11 protein-coding genes are annotated in these 14,269 nt (G+C 64.0%); 6 read left to right on the top strand and 5 right to left on the bottom strand.

Going from position 1 to position 14,269, the window contains the following annotated elements:
- Positions 1-73: 73 nt before the first annotated feature.
- From C3F38_RS15010 to C3F38_RS15000, 3 genes are read left to right on the top strand one after another with little or no spacing between them, the layout of a single operon-like run.
- Positions 74-1,129 carry a sugar phosphate isomerase/epimerase gene (locus C3F38_RS15010; protein WP_038880147.1) on the top strand — a complete coding sequence of 352 codons (1,056 nt, stop codon included), beginning with the start codon at positions 74-76 and terminating at the stop codon, positions 1,127-1,129.
- Between the two features lie 25 nt (positions 1,130-1,154).
- The gene (locus C3F38_RS15005) at positions 1,155-2,051 is read left to right on the top strand and encodes an alpha/beta fold hydrolase (protein ID WP_038880144.1); all 897 of its coding nucleotides are present in this window, start codon (positions 1,155-1,157) and stop codon (positions 2,049-2,051) included.
- Positions 2,038-2,940, top strand: coding sequence for an alpha/beta hydrolase (locus C3F38_RS15000; RefSeq protein WP_055316067.1), 903 nt, complete (start codon positions 2,038-2,040; stop codon positions 2,938-2,940). Before C3F38_RS15005 ends, C3F38_RS15000 begins: the two co-directional genes overlap by 14 nt.
- Before the next feature lie 799 nt (positions 2,941-3,739).
- Here C3F38_RS15000 and C3F38_RS14990 read toward each other — a convergent pair.
- A complete protein-coding gene (locus tag C3F38_RS14990) occupies positions 3,740-5,173 on the bottom strand; it encodes an NAD-dependent succinate-semialdehyde dehydrogenase (RefSeq protein WP_038880055.1) in 1,434 nt (477 codons plus the stop codon).
- A gap of 196 nt (positions 5,174-5,369) precedes the next feature.
- Between C3F38_RS14990 and C3F38_RS14985 the strand changes: the two genes are divergently transcribed.
- Positions 5,370-6,197, top strand: coding sequence for an AraC family transcriptional regulator (locus C3F38_RS14985; RefSeq protein WP_038880052.1), 828 nt, complete (start codon positions 5,370-5,372; stop codon positions 6,195-6,197).
- A 98-nt stretch (positions 6,198-6,295) separates the two neighbouring features.
- Positions 6,296-7,264 (top strand): DMT family transporter, encoded by a 969-nt coding sequence (locus C3F38_RS14980; RefSeq protein ID WP_047730665.1) that lies wholly within the window; start codon positions 6,296-6,298, stop codon positions 7,262-7,264.
- Positions 7,265-7,291: 27 nt separating this feature from the next.
- On the opposite strand, the gene fusA is transcribed toward C3F38_RS14980, so the two are convergent.
- Entirely contained in the window at positions 7,292-9,397 is a 2,106-nt protein-coding gene (gene fusA / locus C3F38_RS14975; protein ID WP_015377944.1) for an elongation factor G, read from the bottom strand.
- 238 nt (positions 9,398-9,635) lie between these two features.
- Positions 9,636-9,884: a DUF883 family protein gene (locus C3F38_RS14970; protein ID WP_004938127.1), complete on the bottom strand. Its 249-nt coding sequence runs from the start codon at positions 9,882-9,884 to the stop codon at positions 9,636-9,638.
- Between the two features lie 221 nt (positions 9,885-10,105).
- Here C3F38_RS14970 and C3F38_RS14965 point away from each other — a divergent pair, with 221 nt between their 5' ends.
- A complete protein-coding gene (locus tag C3F38_RS14965; protein ID WP_038880045.1) occupies positions 10,106-11,602 on the top strand; it encodes an alpha/beta hydrolase in 1,497 nt (498 codons plus the stop codon).
- Positions 11,603-11,634: 32 nt separating this feature from the next.
- Here the strand turns inward: C3F38_RS14965 and C3F38_RS14960 are convergent, their stop codons facing one another.
- Together C3F38_RS14960 and C3F38_RS14955 are read right to left on the bottom strand one after the other, a co-directional pair.
- The gene (locus C3F38_RS14960; RefSeq protein ID WP_038880042.1) at positions 11,635-12,672 is read right to left on the bottom strand and encodes an ABC transporter ATP-binding protein; all 1,038 of its coding nucleotides are present in this window, start codon (positions 12,670-12,672) and stop codon (positions 11,635-11,637) included.
- Positions 12,669-14,252: an iron ABC transporter permease gene (locus tag C3F38_RS14955; RefSeq protein WP_038880039.1), complete on the bottom strand. Its 1,584-nt coding sequence runs from the start codon at positions 14,250-14,252 to the stop codon at positions 12,669-12,671. Before C3F38_RS14955 ends, C3F38_RS14960 begins: the two co-directional genes overlap by 4 nt.
- Between the last annotated feature and the right edge of the window lie 17 nt (positions 14,253-14,269).

Here is a 14,269-nt window from a genome sequence, read left to right as displayed (position 1 = left end):
TTTATAAATTTCTCTTGCGGTCATCGCGCTTTGCTTCTATTGTTTGTCAATCGACAACTAATAGGAGTTTACGATGAAAACCCTCAAAGGTCCAAGCCTGCATCTCGCGCAGTTCAGCGATGAGAACGCGCCGTTCAACAGCCTGCCCGCCATCGCCGAGTGGGCGGCGCAGACCGGCTTTAGCGCGCTGCAGATCCCGGCCTGGGATCGGCGTTTATTCGACGTGGCCACCGCCGCGGAAAGCCAAACTTACTGCGACGATCTGACCGGCATGTTGGCGGAACAGGGGTTGGTGGTCAGCGAATTGACCAGCCATATCTTCGGCCAGCTGATGGCGGTACACCCGGCTTACGATGCGCTGTTTGACAGCTTCGCGCCGCCGGCGCTGCAGGGCAATCCGCAGGCGCGCGGCGAGTGGGCGCGGCAGCAAATGCTGTTGGCGGTGAAGGCGTCGGCGCGGCTCGGGCTCAGCGAGCTGGGCACCTTTTCCGGTTCGCTGGCCTGGCCCTATCTGTTTCCGTTCCCACAGCGTCCGGAAGGACTGATCGATACCGCGTTCGACGAGCTCGCCAGGCGCTGGCTGCCGGTGCTTAACGCCTGCGACGAGCAGGGGATCAACCTGTGTTACGAAATTCACCCGAGCGAGGATCTGCACGACGGTGTGACATTCGAAATGTTTCATGAGCGCGTCGGCCATCATCCGCGCTGCCGGGTGCTGTTCGATCCGAGCCATATGGTGCTGCAGCAGCTCAACTATCTGGAGTTTATCGATATCTATAAAGAGGTTATCGGCATGTTCCACGTCAAGGATGCCGAGTTCAATCCGACCGGTCGGCAGGGTATTTACGGCGGCTATCAATCCTGGATCGATCGCGCCGGCCGCTTCCGCTCGCTGGGTGACGGCCAGGTCGATTTCAACGGCATCTTTTCACGCCTGACGCAGTACGGTTATTCGGGCTGGGCGGCGCTGGAGTGGGAATGTTGCCTGAAAAACCCGCAGGACGGTGCACGCGAAGGCGCAGCTTTCATTCGCGATCGCATTATCCACGTCACCGACAAAGTGTTCGACGACTTCGCCGGCGCGCCGGTCAACCCACAGCAGATCAATGCCTTGCTTGGCATTCGCTGAGCCTAATCTTTCAGGGAGTTACCCCATGCAATACCTACAGAACGAGGTCCCGTTGGCGGATCTCGCGGCGGAACACGTCTATCTCCAGGTCAACGGCCGGCGCCTTCACTGCGTGGTGGCCGGTGAAGGACGGCCGGTGCTGCTGATCCCCGGCTGGCCGCAAACCTGGTACACCTGGCGCCATGTGATGCAAGCGCTGGCGGCGGCTGGTTTTCAGGCGATCGCCGTCGATCCGCCGGGCATCGGCGATTCTGACAAGCCCGCTGGCGGCTACGACACCGGCAGCATTGGTGCGGCGTTGCACGCAATGATGGCGCAATTGGGCCATGAACGTTACCAACTGGTTGGCCACGACATCGGCATGTGGATTGGATACGCCATGGCGAGCGATTTCCCGCAGGCGGTGGAGCGCCTGGTGCTGACGGAAGCGGTGATCCCCGGCCTGGCGCCGCCGCCGCCGATTTTCGTCGCGCCGGAGGAGAACATTTTCCTGTGGCATTTCATGTTCAACCAGCTGGCGGATTTGCCGGAGACCCTGACCCAGGGGCGTGAGCGGGAGTATCTTGGCTATATCTTCAACCGCTGGTCCTATCGGCGCGATCGGGTGGCGGCGGAGGTGTATATCGCTGCTTACTCAGCGCCGGGCGGCCTGCGCGCCGGATTCGACTATTACCGGGCGATCCCGGAGACCGTGCGGCAAAACCGCCTGCGCGCCGCCACGCCCCTGACGATGCCGGTGTTGACGGTGGGGGCGGAGCACGCCACCGGCGACGCGCCGCTGACGACGCTGCGGGGCAATGCGCACGATCTGCGGGGCGAAACGGTCGCCGGCTGCGGGCATTTCATTACCGAGGAGTGCCATGAGGAATTTATTGCACTGATTACGCCGTTCCTGGCAGGAGAACCCCATGCCGCTCGATGAACGCATTGCCGCTTTTTTGACGGCATCGGCCGATGCGCCGCCCCCCGCATCGCTGGCGGAAATGCGCGCGGCCACGGAAACCGGTTTACGCCGGCTGCAGGGCGAGGCGGAACCGAGCGGCGGCGTCAGGGACTATACGGTGATCGCCGCCGATGGGTATCGGATCGCGCTGCGCGCCTATCTCCCTGCGAGGGAAAACTGCGCCGCCGCGCAGCCGGCAATGCTGTTCGCCCACGGCGGCGGCTGGTGCCTCGGTTCGCTGGCGCTGTACGATCGGCCCTGTCAGGCGCTGGCCAACGCCACCGGCCGGGTGATCCTGTCAGTCGACTACCGTCTGGCGCCGGAATACCCGTTTCCGCAGCCGCTGGAAGATGTCTATCAGGCGCTCTGCTGGGTGGCGCAACAGGCGCCGCAGTTGGGGATCGACGCGCAGCGCCTGGCGGTGGGCGGCGACAGCGCCGGGGGAAATCTGGCGGCGGCGGTCGCGCTGCTGGCGCGGGATCGCGGCGGCCCGCACATCGAGCGCCAGCTGCTGCTGTACCCGGCGCTCAGCCGCGAGATGGCGACGACGAGCTATCGCGAGTTTGCCGAGGGGCACTTTCTGACGCGCGACGCGATGGTATTTTGTTGGCAGCAGTATCTGGCCCAGCGGCGCGATCCCGGCGCCGAGCCGCTGCACGCCGCCACGCTGCGCGGGTTACCGCCGGCCACCATCCTGAGCTGCGAATATGATCCGCTGCGCGATGAGGCCGAGCAGTATGCGCAGCGGCTGCGCGAGGCGGGCGTGCCGGTGCGCTGCGAACGGTTGCCGGGCATGGTGCATGCCTGCATTCACATGCTGGGGCTGACCCCGGCGGCGCGGCGGCTGTTCGAGCTGGCTCGCGAGTAAAAAAAAGCCCCGCACTGCGTAATGCTGGTCAGTTAAGCCTGACTGGCATTTTTTATCTATCCTCTGGGCGTTCTGTGCAGGGGAATTGCCGTAAACCCCTCGCATTTCTCTGATGCCGTAGCGAACGGCAATTGGAGGGGCCGATGGCGCGGCCCCTCCACCCGCGCCTTTGCTTAACACCGCCTGTCCGCTGCACGGATACCCTCGCCGCGTCTGCGTTGTCGGGCGGGTCGGCTGCGACAAACGTCCCTGTTAGTCTCGCCTCAACCGGCCTTCCCTGGCCGGTTGCCCCTGACAACGCCGTCTTGCTCGGCAGCCGGTGATGCGCACTAAAGGTCAACACCCGAGCTGGAAGGTACCGGGCAACCTGTCCCTTGGTAGAGGCGTTGGAGATGAGCGCGGTGTTGAGCGCCCTTGAAGGCGTCGAACGCAGTCGCGATGCATAGGCGAAACCGCCATGGACGGCGGTTTCAGGCGAGACAGGCAGGGACGCCTGTCGCAACCGGCCTCAATGCGGTATGGCGGAGAGAGGACAAATCTGCCTGGCGCAGATTTGAACGCTGCTTGCAGCGGCCCCGCAGGGGCGAGGCCCAGGGATGGGCTGAGTAACGTTGGCAAAGCCAACCGTCTGATAGGGCAAAGGCGCGGGTTGCCAGGGGCCGCGCCTTCGGCCCCTGGCTCGGTCGAAGCGTATGAGCCACATGGCGCATCTCACCTTTATCGACCGAAAACTACACAAATACGTTCAGAAAAACGCTAACTAACCAGCATTACCCGCACTCATTCATCCGACGCGCGATTAACGGCCGGCGACGGTGACGAAGCGGGTTTCCAGGTAGGATTCGATCGCTTCGCTGCCGCCTTCGGTGCCGTGACCGGAGTCTTTCACGCCGCCAAACGGCGTTTCCGGCAGGCCGAAACCGATGTGGTTGATGCTCAGCATGCCGCTCTCCACGTCGCGCCCCAGCGCATTGACGGTGGCGATGTTGCGGCTGTAAGCGTAGGCGGCCAGCCCGTAAGGCAGGCGGTTGGCTTCGGCGATCGCCTCGTCATAGGTGGCGAACGGGCGCAGCAGGGCGACCGGGCCAAACGGCTCTTCCGACATGGCGCGGGCGCTCAGCGGCACGTCGCGCAGCACCGTCGGCTCGAAGAAGTTGCCTTTGCCCGCCACGCGTTTGCCGCCGCTGCAGGCTTTTGCCCCGTGGGCGACGGCATCCTGCACCAGCGCCTCGATATTGTCGACGCTGCGGCCCAGCACCATCGGCCCCATGGTCACGCCGTCTTCCAGCCCGTTGCCGAGCTTGAGCTCACGCACGGCGGCGGTGAATTTCTCCACGAAGGCTTCATAAACGCCTTGCTGGATCAGAAAGCGGGTCGGGGCGATACAGACCTGGCCGGCGTTGCGGAACTTGGACTGCGCCAGCTCTTTGGCCGCCGCGTCGAGATCGGCGTCGTCGAAGATCAACACCGGCGCGTGGCCGCCCAGCTCCATGGTGGCCTTTTTCATATGCTGGCCGGCCAGCGCCGCCAGATGCTTGCCCACGCGGGTGGAGCCGGTGAAGGAGATCTTGCGAATGGTCGGATGCGGGATCAGGTATTCCGAGATTTCCGCCGGGGTGCCGTACACCAGCGCGATCACCCCGGCCGGGATCCCGGCGTCGGCGAAGGCTTTGATCAGCTCAGCCGGCGAGGCCGGCGTTTCTTCCGGGCCTTTGACGATGATGGAACACCCCGCCGCCAGCGCGGCGGACAGCTTGCGCACGATCTGGTTGATCGGGAAGTTCCACGGCGTGAAAGCGGCCACCGGGCCGACCGGCAGCTTGAGGGTTTGCTGCTGTACGTCGCGGGCGCGGGACGGAATGATCTGCCCGTAGGTGCGGGTAGCTTCGCCGGCGAACCAGTCGATGACGTCGGCGGCGTTGAGAATTTCGATTTTGGCCTGCGCCACCGGTTTGCCCTGTTCCTGCGTCATGACGGCGGCGATGGCATTGGCGCGTTCGCGCAGCAGCGCCGCCGCTTTGCGCATCAGGTTGGCGCGCTGGTGCGCGGCGGTGTCGCGCCAGACGGTAAATCCGCGCTCGGTGGCGGCCAGCGCCAGATCGAGATCCTCTGTGGCGGCGTGCGCCACCTGACCGATTATTTCGTCGGTGGCGGGGTTGGTGACCGGCAGGGTTTTCCCGGCCAGCGCGTTGCGCCATTGTCCATCGATATACAGTTGAGTATCCGGATACATTGTTGCCTCTTGTTTGCGGAGTGTCAGGGGCCGATGAGCTTCGCGATGCGGCGCGCCTGAAAGGGACAGGGACCTTAACCCTACGCCGAATGGCGGCGATCGTCCAGGCGAGGGGCACGAAAGCGCCAGGGTGGCTACTCAACCGGCGATGTTTTGGCTATGCTGAGCAGATTGTCAGCACGGACGAGGAGGTCGGGTGCAAGGGGTACCACAACAGTTTCCGTTCGAGAAGGATTGCGCGCAGTTCCGGCATTTGTCGCATCTGCCGGGCGTCGAACTTTATCAGGCGCATATCGAGCGCTATGCCTTCGAGCCGCATACCCACGACGCCTTCGCTATCGGCACCGTAGACACCGGGGCGGAGCGTTTCCGCTATCGCGGCGCGCAGCATCTGGCGGCGCCGGGCGCGCTGGTGCTGATGAACCCCGATGAGCTGCATACCGGCGAAGCCGAAACGCCGGGCGGCTGGTGTTACCGCATGCTCTATCTGGCGCCCGAGGCGCTGGAGCAGCTGTCCGGCGATCGGAGCCAGTGGTTCACCGATGCGGTGCGCCACGATCCGCGGGCGGCGCAGCGCTTGTCCGCCATTCTCGCCACGCTGTGGCAAACCGACGATCCGCTCACGCTGGACGGCCTGCTGTTGGAGGCGGTCGAGCTGCTGCACCCGCACATCCGCACCGGGCGGCGGGAAAAAGCCGAGGCGGCGCACCGTTTCGAGGTGGTGAAAAGCTACCTGCACGACAACTTCGGCGAGGCGGTGACCCTCAATCAGCTGGCCGAGCTGGTGTCGCTCAGCCCGTACCATTTCCTGCGCAAGTTCAAGGCCGAATACCACGTTTCGCCGCAGCAGATGCTGATGGCGATCCGGCTGTCGCAGGCCAAACGCATGCTGGAGCGCGGCATGCCCGCCGCACAGGTGGCGGCGGCGGCGGGGCTGACCGATCAGGCACACCTGACGCGCGCCTTCGCCAATCGTTACGGCGTCACGCCAGTGCGTTTCCAGAAACAGGTGAAATTGGGTTAAAACAGCAACCTGCTACAATAATTCCTTCCCGCGTTTTCGCTACTCTGCCGCTGTCTTGTCGGGCGGGTTGGCCGCGCCGGCCGTTTGTCGGAGTCGTTATGTTCATTGGCGTTGTGTTTGCCCTGGCCGCCGGGCTGATGTGGGGATTGATCTTCGTCGGCCCGCTGCTGGTGCCGGATTATCCCGCCGCGCTGCAGTCCACCGGGCGCTATCTGGCCTTCGGGCTGATCACCTTACCGCTGGCGTGGTTCGATCGCCGCCGCCTGCGCAAGCTGCGGCGCCAGGATTGGCTGGAAGCGCTCAAGCTGACGGCCATCGGCAATCTGCTGTACTACCTGTGCCTGGCCAGCGCCATTCAGCGTACCGGCGCACCGGTATCGACCATGATCATCGGTACCCTGCCGGTGGTGATCGCCCTCTGCGCCAATCTGTTTTACGGCCGGCACGACGGGCGGCTGGCCTGGGGCAAGCTGGCGCCGGCGCTGCTGCTGATCGTCTGCGGGTTAGCGTGCGTGAACGTCGCCGAGCTGCGCGGCAACGCGCTGCCGATCGATGGCTGGCGTTATCTCAGCGGCCTGGGGCTGGCCGTGTTGGCGGTAGCGTGCTGGACCTGGTTCCCGCTGCGCAACTCGCGCTGGCTGCGGGAGAACCCGACGCAGCGGCCGGCCACCTGGGCCACGGCGCAGGGGGTGGTGACGCTGCCGTTGGCGCTGCTGGGCTATCTGGCGGTCTGCGGCCAATTGGCGCTGAGCGAACCGGCGTTCGCCTTGCCGTTCGGCCCGCGCCCTGAGGTGTTTATCCCGCTGATGCTGGTCATCGGCGTGTTCTGCTCCTGGCTGGGGGCGCTGTGCTGGAACGAAGCCAGCCAGCGCCTGCCGACGGTGTTGGTGGGGCCGCTCATCGTGTTCGAAATTCTGGCGGGGTTGGCCTATACCTTTCTGCTGCGCCAGACCTGGCCGCCGCTGCTGACGCTGGCCGGCATCGTTTGCCTGATCGCCGGCGTGGTGTACGCCATGCGCATCAAGCCGCAGCCGGTGGTGGTGGCGCTGGAGGACAAGCAGGGGTGACGCCCGCCGCGAAGGCGGGCGCGAGGGTTAACGCTTGCTGTGGTGAATGATCTCTTCGGCCACGTTGCGCGGCGCTTCGGCGTAGTGGCTGAATTCCATGGTGTAGGTGGCGCGGCCCTGCGACATCGAACGCAGGGTCGTCGAGTAGCCGAACATCTCGGACAGCGGCACCTTGGCACGAATTTCCTTGCCGCCGCCGCCCGGGATCTCTTCCATGCCCTGCACCAGACCGCGGCGTGAGGAGAGGTCGCCCATCACGTTGCCGGCGTAATCTTCCGGCGTTTCCACCTCCACCGACATGATCGGCTCAAGGATCACCGGATCCGCCAGGCGGCAGGCTTCCTTGAAGCCGAAAATCGCCGCCATGCGGAACGCCTGTTCCGACGAGTCGACGTCATGGTAAGAACCGAAGGTCAGGTGCACCTTGACGTCCACCACCTGATAACCGGCCAGCACGCCGTTGTTCAGCGCCTCGAGCACGCCTTTTTTCACCGCCGGGATAAATTCGCCCGGAATGACGCCGCCCTTGATCTCATCGAAGAATTCGAAGCCTTTGCCGGGTTCGTTGGGTTCGACGGTCAGCACCACGTGGCCGTATTGCCCTTTACCGCCGGACTGGCGCACGAACTTGCCTTCCACGTCGGCCACCCGCTTGCGGATGGTTTCGCGGTACGACACCTGCGGCTTGCCGGTGGTGGTCTCCACCCCGAACTCGCGGCGCATGCGATCGACGATGATCTCCAGGTGCAGCTCGCCCATGCCGTAGATGATGGTCTGGCCGGATTCTTCATCGGTGCGCACGCGGAACGACGGATCTTCCGAAGAGAGGCGCTGCAGCGCGATGCCCATTTTCTCCTGGTCGCCCTTGGTCTTCGGCTCGATCGCCTGGGCGATCACCGGCTCGGGGAAGGTCATGCGTTCCAGCGTGATGATGGCGCCGGGGTCGCACAGCGTATCGCCGGTGGTGACGTCTTTCAGGCCGACGCAGGCGGCGATGTCGCCGGCGTGCAGCTCGTCGATGTCCTTACGATCGTTGGCGTGCATCTGCACTATGCGGCCGATGCGCTCCTTTTTGCCCTTGATCGGGTTGTAAACGCTGCTGCCTTTGGCCAGCACCCCGGAGTAGACGCGTACGAAGGTCAGCTGGCCGACGAAGGGGTCGGTCATCAGCTTGAACGCCAGCGCCGAGAATTTTTCGTTGTCGTCGGCTTTGCGGGTGATGATTTCATCGTGTTCGCCGTGGCCTTCCATCGGCGGCACGTCGAGCGGCGAAGGCATCAGTTCAATTACCGCATCCAGCATGCGCTGCACCCCTTTGTTGCGGAACGCCGAACCGCACAGCATCGGCTGGATTTCGCCGGCGACGGTGCGCACCCGCAGCCCGTGGACAATCTCCTCTTCGCTCAGCGGTACCTGGTTGAGGTATTTCTCCATCAGCTCTTCCGAGGCTTCAGCGGCGGCCTCAATCATGTTTTCGCGCCACTCCTGCGCCGAATCGCGCAGCTCGGCCGGGATCTCTTCGAAGCTGAAGTTCATGCCCTGCGAGGCTTCGTCCCACAGGATGGCCTTCATCCGCACCAGATCCACCACGCCGCTGAAGTGGTCTTCGGCGCCGATCGGAATGACGATCGGTACCGGGTTGGCTTTCAGGCGCTCGATCATCATTTTGCGCACGCGGAAAAAGTCCGCGCCGATGCGGTCCATCTTGTTGACGAACGCCAGCCGCGGCACCTTGTATTTGTTGGCCTGGCGCCAGACGGTTTCCGACTGCGGCTGCACGCCGCCCACCGAGTCATAGACCATCACGGCGCCGTCCAGCACGCGCATCGAGCGTTCCACTTCAATGGTGAAATCGACGTGCCCGGGGGTGTCGATGATATTGATGCGGTGCTGCGGATAATTATGCTGCATGCCGTTCCAAAAGCAGGTGGTGGCCGCCGAGGTGATGGTGATGCCGCGCTCCTGTTCCTGCGCCATCCAGTCCATGGTCGCCGCGCCGTCATGCACTTCACCCAGCTTGTGGCTGACCCCGGTGTAAAACAGAATCCGCTCGGTGGTGGTGGTCTTGCCGGCATCGATATGCGCGGAGATGCCGATGTTGCGGTAACGTTCGATAGGGGTGGTGCGAGCCATAATCAACCTTTCTTAGCCGCGTGAAGGAGAGCGGCTTAAACAGCATGGATAATGGTGATAATCCTCATAGGGTTATCTGCCGGATCGCAGAGCCTCGCTCTGGTCATAAACTAATCGTAGTTGAAGGCGTTGGTTTTTATAAGCGATGGCTGTAATAGATGAAAGTTTGCGCGCAGGGGGAGAAAAGGACGAAAAAAAGGCCCGTAACGGGCCTGTTGTCGAGCGGCGCGTTCGCCGCTTATTTGCGTCCCAGCAAGAAGCCGAAAACGATGCCGACCGCCGCCGCAACGGCCACGCCGGCCAGCGGGTTGGCTTCCACCTGTGTTCTTACGCTGTCCGCTGCGTCTCGGGCGGCATAGCTGGCCTGGGAGGCGTATTTGCGCGCCGCACCGCGCACCTGATGCTCCGGCGAATCGACGGCTTTGCCGAACGCTTCTTCTACCGCGCCTGCGGCTTCATTGGCTTTGTCTTCCGCTTTACCAAACATGCTGCTCTCCTGATTCTTATGGGTTAACGAATCCTAAGCCTAGCAGGTAGACGCCGTTTTTTGCAGCATTCTGTGCGTTATAAGAGCAATCCGAGCAGAGAAAAGTCTTGCCGGGCACGCGGTGACGGCTTCACCCGCGCGGCTTTTTGTGTTCTATTGGCTAGCTGTTTAACCGGGTATCGTTAACCTTTGACCGATTCGTTGAGTTGAAAGGACTCCCCATGTCAGTACTGCGTATTCTGGCGCTGCTCGCCGCGACCGCCGCCGCGTTGCCCGCCCAGGCCAAGCCTGTGCTCCACGGCGCGGCGGCTGAGAACGGCATTCGTTGGCAATCATGTCTCAACAGCGGTTTTCAGCGCTGGTTCGATGAGCCGCCACCACCGGGGCTGCGCTGCGGTTACCTTGAGGTGCCGTTAGCCTACGCCACGCCGCCCGCTCATGCGGCGCAGGCGGGCGAACAGACCGTGCGTTTGGCGCTGACCCTGCTGCCCGCCACCGGGCCGAAAAAGGGCAGCGTGGTGATAATCAGCGGCGGGCCGGGCCTGCCGGGCATCAATCCTTATTTGGGCAATGATGGTCACGTCGCCAGGCTGCGTAAATCCTACGACATCATCGGTTACGATCCGCGCGGCGTCGGCCAATCGACGCCGAAAATCTCCTGTCAGGTGGCCGAAGGCGACGAAACCCCGTCACCGGACGACAACGACGTGGCCGGTGCGGAGAACCAGACACGCACCCTGATTGCCGCCTGCATAAAACAGACCGGCGCGGACGTGCTCCAACATATCGGCACCGACGAAGCGGTCAACGATCTGAACGCGATCCGCCACGCGCTGGGCGAACCGGGGCTGACGGCGGTGGCGTACTCTTACGGCACCAAGGTGGCGGCGCTCTATGCCGAACGTTTTCCGAAGAAAACGCGCGCGCTGGTGCTCGACGGGGTGGTGGATCTGGCGGAAGACGATTTCACCCAGCGGCTGAACCAGGAGCGGGGCTTCCAGCAAAGCTTCCTGCGCTTCGCCGCCTACTGCGGCAAAACCGACAGTTGCCAGCTGGGCGGCGGCGCCAATCAGGCGCTGCAGCGTTATCATGCCTTGCTGCGCAAGCTGCATGAGCAGCCGTTCGTCACCGCGGCGGGGTATGAAATCTCCGCCGACGACGTGCTGACGGTCACACGTTCGCTGCTGCTGTGGCCGGAGCGCTGGCACGAGCTGGCGACCGTGCTGCGCCAGCTCGATGCCGGGATCGCCGGGCAGCAGGTTTCCGATCTGATCGACGAAAGCTATTCGCCGGATGCCGATGACGCGCTGAACGTCATTACCTGCGCCGACGTCGCCAACCCGACGGCCGATCCGCAGCTGCTGCGCCGGCAGCGGCAGGAGATCAATACCGCCGCTATGTATGCCCACTATCTGCCGCTGCACGAATATCCGCTGGAAATGTGCGATCTATGGCCGTACCACGGCAAAGATCGGCCGCACACGCCGGTGGCGTCTGCCGCGTTGCCGCCGCTGCTGTTCGTCGCGCAGCGCTACGATCCGACCACGCCGTACCGCAACGCGCAAGTGATGGCCGCCGCCTTTAAAAGCCCGCTGATCACCCGCGAACGCGACGGGCATACGCTGGTGCTGAACGGCATCGACAGCTGCGTTGACGAAAGCGTGGTGGATTATCTGCTGGCGCCGAAAAAGCCGCGCCACGACAAGACTTGCCGTTGAGGAGGCCAGGCGGAAGCCCGGCCTAAAGTGAGTCAATCGGCGAAAATGTGCGCCTGGCCCATCACGTTGAGAGTGACCTGAGAACCGGGCTGCAGGCCTTCGCGGCTGACGGTTTTGATCTCGATTTGCGCGCCGCCGGCGGCCATTTGCAGGTTGAGCGTAGAGACGAAGCCGGCGAAATCGATGCCGGTGATCACCGCCTGGCCGTGCTGCGCCGGATCTGACAAACCGATTTGAATCTGCTCCGGGCGCAGCATGATGCGCGCCGGGCCGCTGCGTTGCCGATCGTCGACGGCGATGCGCCCCAATGCGCAGTCGGCCCAGCCGTGCGCCAGTTCGGCGGTCAACACCAGCGTTTCGCCAAGGAAGCTGGCGGTCGGCTCATCGACCGGCCGCAGATAGAGATCTTGCGGCGCGCCCACCTGCGCCAGCCGGCCGTTGCGCATCACCGCCACCTGATCGGCGAACGACAGCGCTTCGCTCTGATCGTGGGTGACCAGGATCGACGCCACCTTGGCCTCCGTCAGCAGTTCGGCGACCGCTTTGCGGGTGGCGGCGCGCAGGCCGGTATCCAGCGCCGAGAACGGTTCGTCCAGCAGCATCAGCCGGGGTTGCTGCGACAGGGCACGCGCCAGCGCGACCCGTTGCTGCTGCCCGCCGGACAACTCGTGCGGCCACAGCGCGGCCAGACGGCGATCCAACGCCACCATCTCCATCAGCGCCTCGATGCGCCGCTGTTTCTCACGCTTGCTGCCTTTAAGGCCAAAACCGATGTTGCCGGCGACGGTAAAGTGCGGGAACAGCGCGCCATCCTGCGGGACGAAGCCGATGCCGCGCAGATGCGCCGGCACCCAGCCGCCGCCGTTGCCCATGGCTTGCCCCTGCAGCAGGATCTGGCCGCCGTCGGGAATTTCAAAGCCGGCGATGATGCGCAGCAGGGTGGTTTTGCCGGAGCCGGAAGGGCCGACGATCGCCGTGCGGCTGCCGGCGGCAACCTGCAGGTCGATGTGTTCCAGCACCCTGATGGCGTTATAAGATTTTTCGATACCGTGCAGTTCGAGCGTGCTCATAGTCCCGCCGTGCGTTTAGATTGAGAATAAAGAAGCCAGGTGAGCGGCAATGACAGCGCCACCATAATCAGCGCATAAGGCGCGGCGGCGACGTAGTCTATCTCGCTGGTCAGCGCCCAAAATCCGGTGGCCAGCGTGCGGGTGCCGTTCGGCGCCAGCAACAGCGTGGCGGTCAGCTCATTGGCGATCGCCAGGAACACCAGCGCGGCGCCCGCTGCGGCACCCGGCGCCGCCAGCCGCAAGGTGGTGCTCCACAGCGCCTGCGCCGGCGATTTGCCGAGGCTGCGCGCCACGTTTTCCAATTCCACCGGCGCCTGTGCGATGCCGGCGCGCAGATTGATCAACGCCCGCGGCATAAACATCAGCAAATACGCCAGCAGCAGGGTGATTTCGGTTTGGTAAATCGGCCGGAAGCTGTGAATGGTGATGGTCACCAGGGCCAGCGCCACCACGATGCCGGGCAGCGAGCTGGTCACGTAGTTACAGCCTTCCAGCACGCGGTACAGCCGGGCCGGATAGCGCACCGACAGCCAGGCCATCGGAATGGCGCACAGCGTGATCAGCAACGCGCCGACGGCGGACAGCGACAGCGTTTGCCACAGCGCGGGCCACAGTTCGGCGTTGCGCCACACCTCGAATCCCCCCAGCCACAGCCAGCGGGCCAGGGTAATGAAAGGCACGCCCAGCGCCAGCGCGGTCAGCGAAATCGGCAGCAGCAGCGCCAGCGCGGCGAGCGGCAGCGAAAGGCGACGCGGCGTTTGGCTGCGGGCGCTGCCGGAACCGACGCGAGCATAGCGCGCGCGGCCGCGGCTGAGAGCCTCAAGCAGCAGTAACCCGAGGCAGCACAGCACCAATACGCCGGCCAGCATGTTGGCCGCCGGGCCATTGAAGGTCGACTGGAACTGATCGAAGATCGCGGTGGTGAAGGTATCGAAGCGGATCATGGCATACAGGCCATACTCCGCCAGCAGGTGCAATGCGATCAGCAGGGAACCGCCCCAGACCGCCAGCTTCAGCTGAGGCAGCACCACGCGGAAAAAGACCGCCAGCGGCCGGGAACCGAGCGAGGTGGCGACGTCTTCGATACCGGGATCCAGACGGCGCAGCACGGCGGCGGCCGGTAGGTAAATGAACGGGAAATAGGCGAGCACCGAGATAAAGACCCCGGCGCCCAGGCCGTGCATCGACGGCACCAGGCTGATCCAGGCATAGCTTTGCACAAAGGCCGGCACCGCCAGCGGCGCGGTGGCCAGTACCGCCCAGAGACGGCGGCCCGGCAGCGTGGTGCGCTCGGTCAACCAGGCCAGGGCCACGCCCAGCACGGCGCAAATCGGCAGCGTCAGCACCACCAACAGCAGGGTGTTCAACAGCAGTTCCGCCACGCGCGGGCGGAAAACCAGAGCTTTGACCGTTTGCCAGCCGGTTTCAAACGCCACGCCGATAACGAATCCCAGCGGCAACAGCGCCAGCAGCGACAGCAGCACGGCGCTGGTCACTACGATCGTCCCCGGCCGCTGATGACGGGGGATAACAGAATAACGCCGCGCGGTCTGCGCGGCGTGGGTACTCAAGTTTGACATAACGATCAAAAACTCTC

The organism is Serratia sp. SSNIH1, from assembly GCF_002935055.1.
Taxonomy (GTDB): domain Bacteria; phylum Pseudomonadota; class Gammaproteobacteria; order Enterobacterales; family Enterobacteriaceae; genus Serratia; species Serratia nevei.
This window is presented reverse-complemented; position numbering and strand designations above follow the sequence as displayed.